The 15,778-nt window shown below is 53.5% G+C and carries 14 protein-coding genes and 1 pseudogene; 4 read left to right on the top strand and 11 right to left on the bottom strand.

The genetic code is table 11. From position 1 onward, the window contains the following. The 6 genes and pseudogenes from DPA2511_RS22265 to DPA2511_RS20640 form a co-directional block, all read right to left on the bottom strand. Nucleotides 1–586: pseudogene (locus DPA2511_RS22265) on the bottom strand (formyltransferase family protein); the annotation flags it as partial. Then, nucleotides 583–1,563: an undecaprenyl-phosphate 4-deoxy-4-formamido-L-arabinose transferase gene (gene arnC, locus DPA2511_RS20660; protein WP_015855659.1), complete on the bottom strand. Its 981-nt coding sequence runs from the start codon at nucleotides 1,561–1,563 to the stop codon at nucleotides 583–585. The gene arnC and the pseudogene DPA2511_RS22265, both read right to left, overlap by 4 nt. Nucleotides 1,564–1,566: 3 nt before the next feature. Next, nucleotides 1,567–2,706 (bottom strand): UDP-4-amino-4-deoxy-L-arabinose aminotransferase, encoded by a 1,140-nt coding sequence (gene arnB, locus DPA2511_RS20655; protein WP_015855658.1) that lies wholly within the window; start codon nucleotides 2,704–2,706, stop codon nucleotides 1,567–1,569. 743 nt (nucleotides 2,707–3,449) lie between these two features. Continuing rightward, entirely contained in the window at nucleotides 3,450–4,109 is a 660-nt protein-coding gene (locus DPA2511_RS20650; protein ID WP_015855657.1) for a DUF799 domain-containing protein, read from the bottom strand. Between the two features lie 3 nt (nucleotides 4,110–4,112). Then, complete coding sequence (locus tag DPA2511_RS20645; RefSeq protein WP_015855656.1) at nucleotides 4,113–4,466, bottom strand: DUF4810 domain-containing protein; 354 nt, start codon at nucleotides 4,464–4,466, stop codon at nucleotides 4,113–4,115. 18 nt (nucleotides 4,467–4,484) lie between these two features. Further along, nucleotides 4,485–5,156, bottom strand: a complete 672-nt coding sequence (locus DPA2511_RS20640; protein WP_015855655.1) for a CsgG/HfaB family protein — start codon at nucleotides 5,154–5,156, stop codon at nucleotides 4,485–4,487. Nucleotides 5,157–5,969: 813 nt separating this feature from the next. Between DPA2511_RS20640 and aegA the strand changes: the two genes are divergently transcribed. From aegA to DPA2511_RS20625, 3 genes are all read left to right on the top strand, one after another. Then, complete coding sequence (gene aegA, locus DPA2511_RS20635; protein ID WP_015855654.1) at nucleotides 5,970–7,985, top strand: formate-dependent uric acid utilization protein AegA; 2,016 nt, start codon at nucleotides 5,970–5,972, stop codon at nucleotides 7,983–7,985. Further along, on the top strand, nucleotides 7,982–8,512 hold the full coding sequence (locus tag DPA2511_RS20630; RefSeq protein WP_015855653.1) for a 4Fe-4S dicluster domain-containing protein: 531 nt from the start codon (nucleotides 7,982–7,984) through the stop codon (nucleotides 8,510–8,512). Before aegA ends, DPA2511_RS20630 begins: the two co-directional genes overlap by 4 nt. Nucleotides 8,513–9,078: 566 nt before the next feature. Further along, nucleotides 9,079–9,819, top strand: a complete 741-nt coding sequence (locus tag DPA2511_RS20625; RefSeq protein ID WP_015855652.1) for a 4'-phosphopantetheinyl transferase family protein — start codon at nucleotides 9,079–9,081, stop codon at nucleotides 9,817–9,819. Nucleotides 9,820–9,887: 68 nt separating this feature from the next. Here DPA2511_RS20625 and DPA2511_RS20620 read toward each other — a convergent pair whose 3' ends face one another. Beyond that, the gene (locus tag DPA2511_RS20620) at nucleotides 9,888–11,225 is read right to left on the bottom strand and encodes an NCS2 family permease (RefSeq protein WP_015855651.1); all 1,338 of its coding nucleotides are present in this window, start codon (nucleotides 11,223–11,225) and stop codon (nucleotides 9,888–9,890) included. Between the two features lie 229 nt (nucleotides 11,226–11,454). Here DPA2511_RS20620 and yieH point away from each other — a divergent pair, with 229 nt between their 5' ends. Beyond that, nucleotides 11,455–12,123 (top strand): 6-phosphogluconate phosphatase, encoded by a 669-nt coding sequence (gene yieH, locus DPA2511_RS20615; RefSeq protein WP_015855650.1) that lies wholly within the window; start codon nucleotides 11,455–11,457, stop codon nucleotides 12,121–12,123. 9 nt (nucleotides 12,124–12,132) lie between these two features. On the opposite strand, the gene DPA2511_RS20610 is transcribed toward yieH, so the two are convergent. From DPA2511_RS20610 to phoU, 4 genes are all read right to left on the bottom strand, one after another. Further along, complete coding sequence (locus DPA2511_RS20610; RefSeq protein WP_015855649.1) at nucleotides 12,133–12,867, bottom strand: amino acid ABC transporter permease; 735 nt, start codon at nucleotides 12,865–12,867, stop codon at nucleotides 12,133–12,135. 1 nt (nucleotide 12,868) lies between these two features. Beyond that, on the bottom strand, nucleotides 12,869–13,609 hold the full coding sequence (locus DPA2511_RS20605; RefSeq protein WP_015855648.1) for an amino acid ABC transporter permease: 741 nt from the start codon (nucleotides 13,607–13,609) through the stop codon (nucleotides 12,869–12,871). A 285-nt stretch (nucleotides 13,610–13,894) separates the two neighbouring features. Then, a complete protein-coding gene (locus DPA2511_RS20600) occupies nucleotides 13,895–14,731 on the bottom strand; it encodes an ABC transporter substrate-binding protein (RefSeq protein ID WP_015855647.1) in 837 nt (278 codons plus the stop codon). Between the two features lie 303 nt (nucleotides 14,732–15,034). Then, complete coding sequence (phoU, locus tag DPA2511_RS20595) at nucleotides 15,035–15,769, bottom strand: phosphate signaling complex protein PhoU (RefSeq protein ID WP_015855646.1); 735 nt, start codon at nucleotides 15,767–15,769, stop codon at nucleotides 15,035–15,037. Nucleotides 15,770–15,778 lie beyond the last annotated feature (9 nt).

Here is a 15,778-nt window from a genome sequence, read left to right as displayed (position 1 = left end):
CGCCAGGCTTTTCATCCTGCGCATGCTCTTCAACACGGCCGGCGGCAATGGCGGGCAACGCCTGAGCCAACAGTTGAGCGGCACTCTCACGCAGTTTGTGGTGCAGACTCAGCGCGGTATCGGCGTCGTCAATCGCCACCTGCTGCTGCGCCACGATATTGCCGGCATCGGCGCGGGACACCATGCGGTGTAACGTCACCCCGGTTTCGGTTTCACCGTTAACCAACGCCCAGTTCAACGGCGCGCGTCCGCGGTAACGCGGCAACAGGGAACCATGCAGATTAAACGCGCCGTGCGGCGCGCAGCGAAGGATGTCGTCGCTCAGCAGGTTGCGGTAATAGAAAGAGAAAATCATGTCCGGCGCCATGGCCGCAATACGCTCCACCCATAACGGGTGATTGACGTCTTCCGGTGCAAAAACCGGAATGCCCAGTTCGGCCGCAGTACGCGCTACCGACCCGAAAAACTGATTTTCCGACGGATTATCCGCATGGGTAAAGACCGCTTCAATCGTATAACCGGCCGCAGCCAGCGCGCGAAGACCGACACAGCCCAAATCGTGATAGGCAAAAACGACAGCTTTCATTCTTCATTATCCTGTTTAGAGAATCGTGGATCATTGCCAACAATACGTTGAATAAAGTAACGGGGACGCGCGCGAACATCGTTGTAAATACGGCCGATGTACTCCCCCAGCAACCCCATGCCGACAAACTGGGCGCCGATAAAAGAAAACAGTACGGCAAACAGCGTAAACACGCCGTCCGCCGCCCAGGCGGCGCCGAAAAACAGCCGCAGCGCAACCAGAACCACCGCCAGCGCGAAACCGGCGATGGCGATCACACTGCCGACCACGCTCAACAACCGCAACGGCGTGGTGGTCAGGCACGTCACCAGGTCATACATCAGATTGATCAGCTTCATAAAGCTGTATTTGGAATCGCCGAACTCACGTTCGGAGTGACGCACCAGAATTTCCGTGGTACGGCGGGCAAAGGTGTTGGCCAGAATCGGGATAAAGGTGCTGCGTTCATGGCAGTGCAGCATCGCTTCCACGATATGCCGGCGGTAAGCACGCAACATGCAGCCGTAATCGTTCATGGCCTTGCCGGTGGTGCGCTGGATCAAGTGGTTGATCATGCGGGATGCGGTTTTGCGAAACCAGCTGTCCTGACGGTTTTCCCGAATCGTGCCGACCACGTCGTAACCCTGCTCGGCGGTATCCACCAGCCGGGGGATCTCTTCCGGCGGATTTTGCAGATCGGCGTCCAGCGTAATGATCACATCGCCGGATACATGGCTGAACCCCGCCATGATCGCCGAGTGTTGGCCGTAGTTGCGGTTCAGGATCACCGCCACGACATGGCTGCCCGGTGTTTGCGCCGCATCCGTCAGCATCTGGGCGGAATTATCGCTGCTGCCGTCGTCCACCAGCAGAATTTCATAATCCCGGTGCAACTGCTCGCACGCTGCCGTTGTACGCCGAATCAGCTCCGGCAGACTATCCTGTTCGTTGAAAACCGGGATCACCACCGACACTTTGTTGATAGCTTCATTCTGCATATTTTATTTTCCCGCCAACTCCGTCAGTGCCGCGACTACGCGGTCAACATCGTCATCGTGCATGTCCGGGAACAGCGGCAGCGAACAGATACGCGCCGAGTTCCAGTCCGTGTTGGGCAGATGCGGATTCGGGAAGCGCTCACGGTAATATTTTTGAGTGTGGGCCGCGCGGAAATGCAAACCCGTGCCGATATCGCGTTCTTTCAGCGCCTGCATCAACCCGTCGCGGCTGATGCCGCAACGCGCTTCATCCACGCGGATGATGAACAGGTGCCATGCATGCTGGTGCGGCCAGTCAGGCAACGCCAGCGGTTGATAGGGCAGCGCCGCCAGCTTTTGCAGATAACGCTGCGCCAGCGCTTCGCGGCGAGCATTGTTGGCCGCCAGTTTTTGCAGTTGTACCAACGCGATGGCGGCGCTGATGTCCGGCAGGTTGTACTTGAACCCGGGTGAAATCACTTCCGCCTGCGGCGCGCGGCCTTGCACCATACGATCGAACGCATCTACGCCCAACCCATGAAATTTAAGGCTACGAATCCGGCTGGCCAGCGCGTCATCGTCAGTAACGACCATTCCCCCTTCGGCGCAGGTCATGTTCTTGATGGCGTGGAAAGAGAAAATCGCCGTACCGCTGCCGCCAACGTGGCGACCGCGATAGTAGGTGCCGGCGGCGTGGGCGGCATCGTCAATCACCGGGATGCCATGACGGCGGCCGATGTCGTGAATGGCGTCGATATCGACAGGCGCGCCGGCATAATGCACCGGAATAATCGCTTTGGTGCGCGGCGTAATGGCGGCTTCAATCGCTTCCGGCGTCACCATCAGCGTATCTCTGTCCACATCCACCATGACCGGCTCAGCGCCCAGAAGTACGATCATGTTCAACGTCGAGACCCACGTCAGCGAGGGCGTGATCACCTCATCGCCAGCGCCAATCCCCAGCGCCATTAAGGTAACGTGCATCCCCCCGGTTGCCGAACTGACCGCAATGGCCTGTTTAGCCCCAGTCAGAACGGCAAACTGTTGCTCCAGTTCCTGATTTTTGGGGCCAGTGGTAATCCATCCGGAACGAAGAACCTGCCCGACCGCGACAAGTTCTTCCTCACCTAACGCGGGGCGTGAGAAAGGTAGAAAATCAGCCATGTAAAAATTCACTCTCAGGTTAAATCGATGATTATTGGTGTGGCGAGATAATTTTTTGAGCACTCGGGTCACATCGCCGTCCCGCCATCAGAATCGGATATGGGGATAAATACGTCAGGGAAAACCGCTCCTTAGTCCTTGCGAGGGATAAGTAGAAAAGCAATTAATGACAGTAATATGATCATCAATAATATTGTTCATCTGACCTTGGTAGATGAGCATAACGAAGATTTCTTAGGTGAATATTAAGATGCTTCTTTTTAGCCGATGTTCAATCCGCGAGAAGAATAACAAGCGATGTTTAAACTCATCATCAATAAAATGGTGTTCAACGACAAACATTTCATCCATCCTCACCATATATAAACACACGAAAAATAAGATTTTTTTTCGTGATACAAATCACACTGAAATCAAAACGACAAAAGAATTACGATTTCTTGCAAAATAATTAAAACTATCAACGTGGGAATAAATCCCATTCATACAAATTACTTATCTTGCTATAAAATATGAGCGGAGATAACCGTGCGTTCTTGTTCATCACTGACTCGCCCCCCTCTGCACCTCCTCATATTCTTTAATTATCATGAACAAAGCATAGTAAGATTTTCTGATATGGCAACAGAACAGGTCCCCATTTGGGGGATATAACATCAGAAATGATATGCATAAAAAGCAAAAAAACCGCCCATGCAGCCATGGACGGTTTTCTAGGTTGTACGTTTAAGAAAATAATATAATTACTTAGCTTCTTTCCCGTACATCGGTGAACGTGGACCATATAACAGGGAAGAAGAACCACCAGCCGTCAACAGACGTACACTGGTAATACCCGCAATATCGTGGCCTTTATCAGCAATAGTATCGGCAATCTGTGTAACTGCCGCCTGAACTAGCAAGCCGATAACGCCTCCGTTAGAATTCGACTGCTGTTCGCTACTGGAAGCAGTCGCACTGCCTTTCCATAACTCCTTGCCATTACGCAAATCAACCAAGCGCGCATTAGCAGTAACACGAGTTTCACTATTTATGACCATGTATTTTGAACCATAGTCAGTGATATCAAGATACAGAGCCGCATCCGCTCCGAAAATCTGGTGCAGCTTCGCTACGCTAACTGCCTGAATATCCTGAGCTGTTGTCAAACCATTCTGTTTAAAAGTCTCGTCCGTTACCGCAACAGGCAGCACGTAGTATCCTGATTCAGCTAACGGGTACGTCACTTGACTAAGGAAGCTGGTCCCTGCTTTCACATCCGGAGAGTGGTTCAGTGGTGGCAATACCAGAATCGTTCTCGGTTTGCTCTGCTTGAACGCAGTATAATCATAGGGTTGCGGCTTGGCACAACCAGTAAGAACCAGCACACCCATCAAACTGATTAATGCTAAAAAACGGTTCATTGCTTATTTTCCTTTATTCTTGCTCAACAGAAAGTCCATGAAAGGGGCGGATTCGGGGAATAATGATTTTTCCGTCTCGAACTGCTGACGAGCATCCACACCGTGGCCTGTTTTTGCATACAGCAGACCCAATTGAGCATGTAATCCTGGGGGCACGGGTTTGTTCTGCGATTTGGCAACCTCTACTGACTTCTGCAAAGAAGCAATCTGCTCTTCAGGGCTGCTTTTATCCTGCTGATAATATTGATAAAGTGTAGTCTGGTAATTACCCCAGCTATAAATGGTCTTGGGCGCTGAAGCACACCCAGCCAGTAAAGTTGTGGCCAATAACAGCGCTGTCTTTTTATTGAATAACATTATTATTTTCCCATTCCTTTAATTTGATGGACGCCATGCGCCGCTCTCAATACCTGCAACCAGGTTGTTAACCGCTTCACGAATCGCCAAATCCAGTACTTTGCCATTCAGCGTCGAGTCATAACTGGCTGTACCGCCAAACCCGACAATCTCACGATTGGACAACGCATATTCACCAGCCCCCTGCACGGAATACACGACTTCAGATGTCTGGACATTTACGATATTCAATGTGGTCTTAGCGTAGGCGATCTGTGATTTGCCTCTGCCAAGAATGCCCCACAGTTGATGATCGCCAACTTCCTTACGACCAAACTCAGTTACATCCCCTGTCACAACGTAATTTGCGCCTTTTAAGGTCTGAGTCTGACCTTTAATACCTGCTTCTGTTTTCAACTCGTCCATGTTGGTGCGATCCAACACATTAAAGCGGCCAGTTTGCTGTAAGTGGCTAACAAGAATGGTTTTTGCTTGATTTCCCAAACGGTCTACACCATCAGAGAAAATACCATTCATATAGTTGGAGCGATTTTCAAATTTCCCTACCGAAATGGGGCTGCGGACGCCTTGATAAGGCGTGCTGTAGGACGCAACTTTAGGAGTTTCCACGGTACGTGAAGATTCTGTGGCACATCCGCCCAACAGGGTGGCGGCAATGACCATAGAACAAAAAACGACCTTTTTATTCATAGACCAATCCCTTACTAAATTATTGTTATACCGGTCAGCGTTTCTCATGAATGAGGTAGATGCCTGATAACGCCAGCATCCAGCCAACGGCGGGAGTTATTATGCTTAACGTTAAGATAAGTAACCACATATTTCACATCTAAAACTAAATTAAATATCCCGAACAAACATAAATATTCTCACGATCATTTTTCGATTAATAAAACTCTCATCATGTATTGCTGCGAATGGCTGCTTTTGTCTTTTTTGATAACTGCATGAAAAATTTTGGTTATTTTTACCCCACATTATCTGTTCTATATCAAGATTCATGCTGACCCGAGTCGTTAGGATAACCCTCAATAATTGAAGGGAACGTTATTTTTTCTCCTGACGAGACAAGTACCCACCCCCTTCCAGAATCACTTTCTAAGAACCTTTCTCAATAGGCGCAATTGGCGTAGCCAGTTTGGACTCGGACAGCGCGGAGACAACATGCAACGCATGTTGAACGGGCAATTGCTTTGTCCGGCCCTACGGGCGAACGCAGCGAGCAAACCAGAGCGTACACGTAGTACGTGAGGGTTTCGAGCACTGCCCAGGTTCAAAATGGCAAGTGAATTAGCCTTATTGGGATAGGCTCTAAGTGACCCGCTCAGGCTGGTTTCGTTATTTCTCGCCTGCCCGGCAGGCAGTTCCGGCGCAACACAGCCTGTAATCACAACAGACACCCCATTAATTAAGTGAGTACACACTTACTTAATTAATGGAGGCACGCCTGAAAATGACCGGCGGGTTATACGCACACCCATGCTGTACATGTCGGGAGAGGATATGAATCAGTTTGTTATCGCAAATACAAAGGATTGTATGGGCTGCAGAGCCTGCGAGATCGCCTGCGTTATTTCCCATAACCAGGGGGTTTACCCGGAAAGTAAAGAGCACTTCAAACCCCGCATCAGGGTGTTCCACCAGGCCGAACGTCACACCGCCGTGACCTGCCGCCATTGTGAAGATGCGCCGTGCGCCAGTGTTTGCCCAACTCAGGCGCTGGTTAGAAAAAACGAGAGTATTCAACTTATTCAGGAAAAGTGCATCGGTTGCAAAACCTGTGTACTGGCTTGTCCGTTTGGCGCGATCAGCGTTGAAACCCAGCAAGGTACGGCCACCGCGCACAAATGCGATCTGTGTGCTGACCGCGCTGAAGGCCAGGCGTGCGTAGCAGCCTGCCCGACTCAGGCTCTCCAGCTAGTCAGTGAGCGTTCACTAGAAGAACAACGCAGGGAAAAACAGCGCCGCAGCGCATTGAGCGCCGGGCCGGGGATACAACGGCCACTGCCGACCCTGACAGACATAACCCGTCATCCGCACCCGTTGGAAAAACGTAAAAACTGGCCAAGACTGGATGCGGAGAAAAAGCCGCTTACCGAGCGCATTTCCACTTTTAATGAGATTTATCGGGGCTTTACCCCCGTCCAGACGGAAGATCAGGCCAGCCGCTGCATGCGCTGCGGCAATCACGCCGTTTGCGAATGGACCTGCCCTCTGCACAACAATATTCCAGAGCTATTGAAGCTAGCGCGGGAAGGAAAAATCATGGAGGCGGTGGAGCTTTCCCATCAAACCAGCAGCTTGCCGGAAATCTGCGGTCGGGTTTGCCCGCAAGACAGGCTATGCGAAGGCGCCTGTACGCTAGGTAAAAACTATGGCGCGGTTACGGTGGGCAACATCGAGCGCTACATTACCGATACCGCGCTGAAAATGGGCTGGAAGCCCGACCTTAGCCAGGTCAAATCGACCGGGAAACGCGCCGCCATCGTCGGCGCAGGGCCTGCCGGCCTGGCCTGTGCCGATGTGCTGGCGCGCCATGGCGTTCAGGCGGTAGTGTTCGATCGTCATCCGGAAATCGGCGGATTGCTGACCTTCGGTATTCCGGCATTCAAGCTGGATAAATCCCTGTTGATTCAACGCCGGGCGCTTTTTTCGGCCATGGGCATCGAATTCCGCCTGAATACCGAAGTCGGACAAGACATCAGCATGGCGCAATTGCTTGATGAGTTTGATGCCGTCTTTCTGGGCGTAGGTACCTATCGTTCGATGAAAGCCGGTATCGATAATGAGGACTCTCCCGGCGTTTACGACGCACTGCCCTTTCTGATCGCCAACACCAAACAGGTGATGGGATTGCCGGAACTGGAACACGAACCTTACATATCCATGGCGGGTAAACGAGTCGTGGTTCTGGGCGGCGGCGATACCGCCATGGACTGCCTGCGCACGTCGGTTCGGCAGGGGGCGGCTTCCGTGACCTGCGCCTACCGCCGTGATGAAGCCAACATGCCGGGTTCGAAAAAAGAGGTAAAAAATTCTCGTGAAGAAGGCGCTGAATTTCTGTTCAACGTGCAACCACAAAAAGTCTGCCTGAATGAAAACGGCGAAGTGTGCGGCATCAGCCTGATCCGAACCGAACTGGGTGAGCCGGATGCCGGCGGCCGACGGCGGCCGCGCCCGATCCCCGGCTCCGAGTTCATCCAGCCGGCGGATGCCATCATTACCGCCTTTGGTTTCCAGACGCACAGCATGCCTTGGCTGCAGGAAGCGCAGATCGGTTTAGATAAATGGGGCCATATCACCATTCCGGCACCGGGCAGCAATGGCAAACTGGCTTGCCAGACCAGCCACCCGCGCGTCTTCGCCGGCGGCGATGCCGTGCGCGGCGCCGACCTGGTGGTGACAGCCATCGTCGACGGCCGTAAAGCGGCGCTGGGCATGATTCAGGTGATGGGGATAGAAGAGCACGCCGGGGCACCCGCCGGCATAAACGCCGTTGCGGGAGCGACACAGTTATGAATCAGTTTGTTATCGCCGACTCGTCAAAATGTATCGGTTGCCGCACTTGTGAGATCGCCTGCGCCGTCGCGCATGCCGGCCGGGATCAGCGCGTATTGAGTAAAACCGCGTTTTTCCCTCGTCTGAAGGTCATCAAAAGCGCCAACGTCAGCATGCCCGTACTGTGCCACCAGTGTGAAAATGCGCCCTGCGCCAGCGTGTGCCCGCATGATGCGCTCATTCGGCATCGGGATAGCATTCAGGTGATCCAATCCCGGTGGATTGGTTGCAAAAGCTGCGTCATTGCCTGTCCGTTTGGCGCCATTGATGTGGTGAGTACACACTCACAATCAGAAAATGGCACAACACAAACCGGGAGCGAGGTGCATAAATGCGACCTGTGCGTCGATGTCGCAGACTCGCCGTCCTGCGTCAGGGTATGCCCGACATCAGCATTAACGCTGGTTACGCAGCAGGAATTGCACCAGAAGATCGCCGCGAAGCAACAACAATCCGCCTGGAGTCAGGCGGATATTCGGCTGAGCTGAAAACATCCTGCCCAGGGGCAGGCTGTTTTCATTCCTCACGCTTTGTTCGCAACCCAACGCCGCGAACAAGGTGGCGCAGTGAACACAGGATAATCCCTGAGCGCTTAAACGAAGTTTTTTAGGGGCACGCAAGCAGGGCGAAAGGTTTTACTACGTTCCAGCACAGTTTGTCGGGATCCCGCCAGGCTGTGCGGCCGCCGCCGGCGTCCCCCTATCATTGCCCATCGTGGTGAGACACGCCTTTGCGCCGCTGGCTCAACATGGAGCCCAACCCCATTTACCGGCGATAAAGTCAGAGACCTTCACGGGCATGTCTGGACGACACCACGAAAAACTCCTCATAATGAGGCGATACACACCTGAGACGGTTTCAGCAGAAATAAAATCAAGTTCAATAGAAAGTGTTTTTTGACGTATTCTTTTCAGGGAAGGATAATCGTCGCCGATTTATCCACCAGTTTTTCTTTAGATCATATATTAGTCTGATAATATGCAGCTGTAATATTCTTAATACAGCAGTTATTCCATAAATAATTATTAGGTTTCGTTGTCATCATGGAGTGAATATGACCTGCCATTTCGTCAGGTGGACAAGCACGGAAGCGCTACCCGATCTGCAGCGGTTATCGGATGACCTTATACTATCCACGCACAGCTTTTCAGTGAAACGCCGGGAACGTTATCTGAAAAGCCGCGCGCTGCTAGCAGAAATGATGTTCTATTTTTTTGGCTATCCGGTTCTCCCACCTTTAATGATTTCCCCTAATGGAAGACCTTGTTTTGTTGATCCCCACCTGCCCGATTTCAGTCTGGGCTATGCCGGCAATACCATTGCGATCCTGCTCAGCGAGGAAGGGAAAGTCGGGATGGATGTGGAGATAGTCCGCTTTCGTTCCCAGCAAACGCCGCCCGAACCGCTGCAACCCTTATCGCATGCGGAGAAAGCCTGGATCGATGCTCAATTAGATCCGCTAGAGGCCGCGACACAACTGTGCACGATCCGCCAGTCGGTGTTGAAAATCCCCGGTTTTCGCAACGGCCCAGAATCACTGAAACTTCATCCGGCTTCTGGTCGGCTGCGCGCCAGGCATATTCCGGACGTGGAAGTCATCAGCGATGTCGATGACTACCTGGCCTGGGCTTGCGCCCACACGCCCAGACTCAGCCGTCTGGTGTTGTGGAACTACACCTCGGCCTACGGTATGCGGAAATCGGGAGAGATTGTCCATCAGCAGCATCAGTCCAGACGCTACATGCGGCTTATCAGCCATTCGGCGGAGAAAGTCTCGCCGCAGTACGTGATCTGAACGCCGCTACGCCGGCTCAGGGCAACACATTTCGGCGCCGTATCCCGCGATCGAGATACGGCCCGTTATCAGTGCGCGTCGATAAAAACGATTTTCAGCAGGAATAATGCGGCGACCACCATGACGCACGGGCTGATTTCACGCCAGCGTCCGGTTGCCGCCTTCATTACCGCATAAGAGATAAAGCCCAGCGCAATCCCTTCGGTAATGGAAAAGCTGAACGGCATCATAACGGCGGTTACAAACGCCGGTACGGCGTCGGTCAGATCGTCCCAACGCACACGCGCCAGGCTGGACGTCATCAGCACCCCCACATAGATTAACGCGCCGGCGGCGGCATAAGCCGGAACCATTCCCGCCAGCGGCGACAGGAACATCACCAGCAAAAACAGCAGCCCGACGACGACTGCGGTCAGGCCGGTGCGCCCGCCGATGGACACGCCGGACGAACTTTCGACATAGGCTGTAACGGAAGAGGTGCCGATGAAAGCGCCAACGACAGAGCTGATGCTGTCGACATACAGCGCCCGCTTCATGTTCGGGAATTTGCCGCGAGCGTCAGTAAGACCCGCTTTATCGGTGACGCCGATCAACGTACCGGAGGAATCGAACAAATTAACCAGCATGAAGGAAAAAATCACACCGGACAGCCCCAGATTTAGAGAGCCCGCCAAATCCACCTGACCCACCACGTTGTTGACGCTCGGTGGTACCGAGAAGATCCCGGTATAGTTCACATCGCCCAGCGCCAGACCCAGCATGGTGGTAACGGCAATGGAGATCAGTACGGCTGCATGAATATTACGGGACGCCAACACCACAATGATGAAAAAACCCAACACACCCAGCAATACGCGATGAGACATCAGTTTCCCCACCGCCACAATGGTTTCCGGATTAGGAACGATAATGCCGGCATTTTTCAGGCCGATCATCGCAATAAACAGACCGATACCGCTGGCGATCCCCAGACGCAGGCTCTGCGGGATATTGGCTACCATCCAGTAACGCACCTGGAAAATCGTCAGCAACAGGAAACCGATCGCCCCCCAGAACACAGCGCCCATCGCCACCTGCCACGGCAGCCCCATCGTACCGACCACCACAAACGCAAAGAAAGCGTTCAGCCCCATCGCCGGCGCCAACGCGACCGGAAGGTTAGCCAGCATCCCCATGAAAATACTGCCAAATGCAGCAATCAGGCAGGTAGTGACAAACACGGCTTGCGTGTCCATACCGGCCACGCCCAGAATTTGCGGGTTAACAAATACGATGTAGACCATTGTCAAAAAGGTAGTAAACCCCGCAATGATTTCCGTGCGTGCCGTAGTGCCGTGTTGTTGCAATTTGAACATGCGCTCCAACAGCCCTACCCCAACGGCAGAGCCCGTCTGCGATTTATCCATGATTAAGACCTAAAGAAAGGAAAGAAAAACGCCGGGTATCCTATAACAAAAGGTAAGGACGTTAACATGCATCCCGGCTTTTTTTACAGCCGACGGATAGGGCTGCGAGTCGTCGCCAATTCCCGGCAGGAAACCGTTTTTCGCGCCCGGCCATGCCGTTGTTGAACGCATCGCCTCTGGGGTAAAGTGGCAATCTGTTTCTGTCCATCCCTCCACAAAGGCAACAGCCATGTCCCACATTGAGTGCGTTTTTTTCGACTGCGACGGTACGCTGGTCGATAGCGAAGTGATTTGCTGTCAGGCATACGTGAATATCTTTATTCCACATGGCATCGAGCTGCCGCTGACGGACGTCATCAAAGAATTCAAGGGAATGAAACTGTATGACATCATCGATCGCGTCAGCGCCCGCTTCGGTCTGAACGCCTCGGTAGAACAACTGGAGCGTCATTTCCGGCAGGAGGTGGCCCGTTTATTCGAAGAATCGCTCGAACCGATCCCCGGCGTGCGCCAGGTATTGGAAAAATTGCAGGTGCCGACGGCGGTGGTATCCAACGGGCCGGTAAGCAAAATGCAGCACTCTCTCGGGCTGACCGGTCTGCTGAGCTTTTTCGAAGACCGGCTATACAGCGGTTACGATATTCGTAAATGGAAGCCCGACCCGACATTGCTGTACCACGCAGCGCAAGCGATGGGCGTAACAACCGAAAACTGTATTTTGGTGGAAGACTCGGTATCCGGCACCCAGGCGGGCATCGCCGCCGGCATCCCGGTGTTTTATTACTGTGCTGATGAACACAATGCCCCCATTCATCACCCGCTAGTAACCATGTTTGACGATATGCACCAGCTTCCGACGCTCTGGCAAGAAAGGGGCTGGCGCATTACCGCGAACTGATCGCGCAGCTCAACCGCCCTGCGGGGCCGGTTGAACAGGCGCCGTCGACTGCCGACTCTGCCGAAGGCGATGGTGAAAGCGGCGGCTGACGGCGTTGGCCGCCAGATCGAGCGTCAGACAAAGCAGGAAGTAAACCAGCGCGACAAACAGAAACACCTCCATCGGATACACCATGCTGCGATTGTTGACCTGCGTCGCCAGAAACGTCAGTTCACCCACACCTACGATGTACGCCAGCGACGTATCCTTGATCAGCGAAATCCACTGATTGATAAAGGAAGGCACCATCATGCGCAGCGCTTGCGGCAGGACGATATAACGCAAAACCCGCCAGCGACCAAACCCCAGCGACAACCCCGCCTGCCACTGGCCGCGACCTATTGCCGCAATGCCGGCTTTGACGCCATGCGCCAGATAAGCAGACGCGATCAGCGCCAGCGCGCAAACTACCGTGGTTATTTCCGGGATATCCACGCCAAATAGCATCGGCAACAGGAAATACGTCCAGAAAATCAGCATGATGACTGGAATAGCGCGAAAAAATCCCAGTACCGCCGCCAGCGCCGCGCCGGGCCAGCCTCGGCTCATCGCCAGCGCAACGCCCAGCAGGGTTCCCAACAGCGCCGACGCCGTACCGGCCATCAGGCTAAGCGCCAACGTCAACGCCGCACCGCCTAACGGCCCATCGGGGAAAGTGCCCCACATCAGATAGCCAACGTTATCGCGGATAATGGTGAAATCCATCTCAGTGCCCCTTTATCGGCTGCCGGTGCTGACGCCACATCCCCCACCCTTCCAGACAGGCGATGACGGCAATGTATAACACGGTGGCGACGCCAAACGCCTGGAACGTGCGCAGCGTTTCGGTTTCCACCTGGCGGGATGCGTAAGACAGCTCCGCTACGCCAATCGCCATCGTCAGCGACGAGTTCTTGATGATATTCATGTACTGTCCCAGCAGCGGCGGCAACGCAATCTTCAACGCCTGCGGCAGCACCACATAGCGCATCGCCTGCCAGTGAGTTAACCCCAGCGCGCAGGCAGCGTACTTTTGCCCACCAGCGACACCGGCGATCCCGGCCCGAACCTCTTCGGAAATAAACGCGGCGGAATAGAGCGTCAGGCCAAACAACCCGGCCAAAAACTCAAACGATGGCCAGCTCAGAAAGGAAAACAATAAGGTATGAGGCGTATTCAGCCACTGCATCAGGCATTCCGGCAACAGTTGCCCGGCACCGAAATACCAGAAAAACAGCTGCACCAGCAACGGCGTATTGCGAAACAACGCGCAGTACGCCACGACCAGCCAACGCAGCGGCAGCCACTGGCTGTCACGAACGGCGGCCAGCGCCAGCCCCAGCAGGGTAGCCAGCACGACAGTGCCGGCAGCCATCCCCAATGTCATCAGAAAACCCTGCCATAACCACAGCAGGTACTGCGGAGCCAGCAGCCATTCAACAATGTGTTGTGCGGATTGAGTCAGCATAATCAGAAAAAAATAAGGCCCCCACGACGGGGGGCAAAGCCACGACAATCAATGACGGCGTGTTTACATTCATACCCAAACACTTCGGGTTGCGGGAAAACGGTGGCCTTACACCTCTCCAGACGTCGATGAAAAGACGCTCGGGAGCGGATTTACTCGCATTGGCCCCAAAAGGACGAGTCATAAAGCCAATCACCTGCAACATTCGATATGACGGGTACATATAAACAACAGAAGGAAAACGTTAACCGCGCCGCGCTGACGATCTCACGAGGCGCGCGCCCATCAGGCTTTTGGCTGCTGATCCAACGGTGCGAATTTGAAATCGCCGCGCGGCTGGGCAGATTTAGTGTCCGGCCCGAACCAGCGGTTGTAAATTTTCACGGCATCACCCTGTTTTTCCAGATTCAGCAGTACCTCGTTGATTTTTTGGGTCAGGCGATCTTCCCCCTTCGGCACGCCAATACCTTGATATTCTTTGGTAATGCTGAACGGAGAAATTTCGAAACCGGCTTTCTGATCGGCGGGCAGGTTCCCCAGCAACCCGACCAACTTGGCGTCGTCCTGAGTAATCGCCTGAACGTTGCCGTTACGCAGCGCGGCGAATGCCAGTGGGGTATCGTCGTAGGAAATCACCTTCGCGCTGGGGAAATGCTCACGCAGCGTAATTTCCTGCACGGTGCCTTTATCTGCGCCGATACGCAGGGTTTTGATATCGTCCGGTGTTTTCAGCGCACCTTTGCGGGCAATGAATTTTTGCCCGGTTGCAAAGTAGGGAATGCTGAAGTTCACCTGTTTGGCGCGCTCATCAGTAATGGTGAAATTGGCGGAGATCAGATCCACTTTTTTCGACGTCAGCAGTGGGATGCGGTTTGCCGGATTGGTGGCGCGCAATTCGACCTTGACGCCCAGCGCCTTGCCGATGGCCTCTGCGACATCCACGTCATAACCCACCAGTTTCTTGCTTTGCGGATCCACATAACCGAACGGCGGATTGCTGTCAAAGACCGCCACCTTCACCACACCCGCTTTCTGAATATCATCCAGTTTATCTGCCTGCGCGGCGCCAGAGAGAAAAACCAACCCCGCCAAAAGCGTTAATGCAAAAACCTGCTTCTTCATTTTTATTCGCCTCTAACCTGCTGTTAATTTGTCTAATTGCAGGCTATCAGCGGGGAATATACGCAGGAAATAACATAAACAGCCATAATATAACCTTATGTTATATCCAGAAGGCGACGACAAAGCATGGCGACGCGGTCGTGCATCACACACCGACGACAAGCCCGCGGCATCGGCTGACGGTCGTTATAACCAACCGGCACGATCGGAAAACAATCACCACCTCCCGAGGAGGTGGTTTAACGCTGACAATAAAAAAAACACTCTGCGGAGCAGAGTGTTTTTAGTCACTTCGGCAAAAGATTATTCCGGCGTTTGCCCGCTATCTTGCCGCGACAGCAGTTTCTCCAGTGCATCGCCGCCCAGATGCCGGAAATCCTGCCCTTTCACGAAATAGAAAATGAATTCGCAAATATTCTGGCACCGGTCGCCGATGCGCTCGATGGAACGGGCGCAGAACAGTGCAGTCAGCACGCTGGGAATGGTGCGCGTATCTTCCATCATGTAGGTCATCAATTGACGGACGATACCCTCGTACTCTTTATCTACCTTTTTATCTTCCAGGTAGATCCGCTTGGCTTCATCCAGATCCATGCGGGCGAATGCATCCAGCACATCGTGCAACATCTGGACAGTGTGGTTGCCCAACGACTCCAGGCTTACCAACAACGGCTGATGCTGATGGGAGAATTTCTCCAGTGCGGTACGGCAGATTTTATCCGCCACGTCGCCGATGCGCTCCAGTTCAGAAATGGTCTTGATGATCGCCATCACCAGCCGTAGATCGCTGGCGGTTGGCTGACGCTTGGCGATGATACGCACGCACGCCTCGTCAATGCTCACTTCCATCATGTTGACTTTGGCGTCGCCTTCAACCACTCGCTGCGCCAGTTCTGCATCCTGGTTGTGCATCGCGGTGATGGCGTCTGTCAACTGCTGCTCCACCAGCCCGCCCATGGTCAACACTTGGGTACGAATGCTTTCCAGCTCGGCGTTGAACTGACCGGAGATATGTTTGTTCAGATTAAGATTGTCCATGGTACTCCC

The sequence above is a fragment of the Musicola paradisiaca NCPPB 2511 genome, from assembly GCF_000400505.1.
GTDB lineage: Bacteria > Pseudomonadota > Gammaproteobacteria > Enterobacterales > Enterobacteriaceae > Musicola > Musicola paradisiaca.
This window is presented reverse-complemented; position numbering and strand designations above follow the sequence as displayed.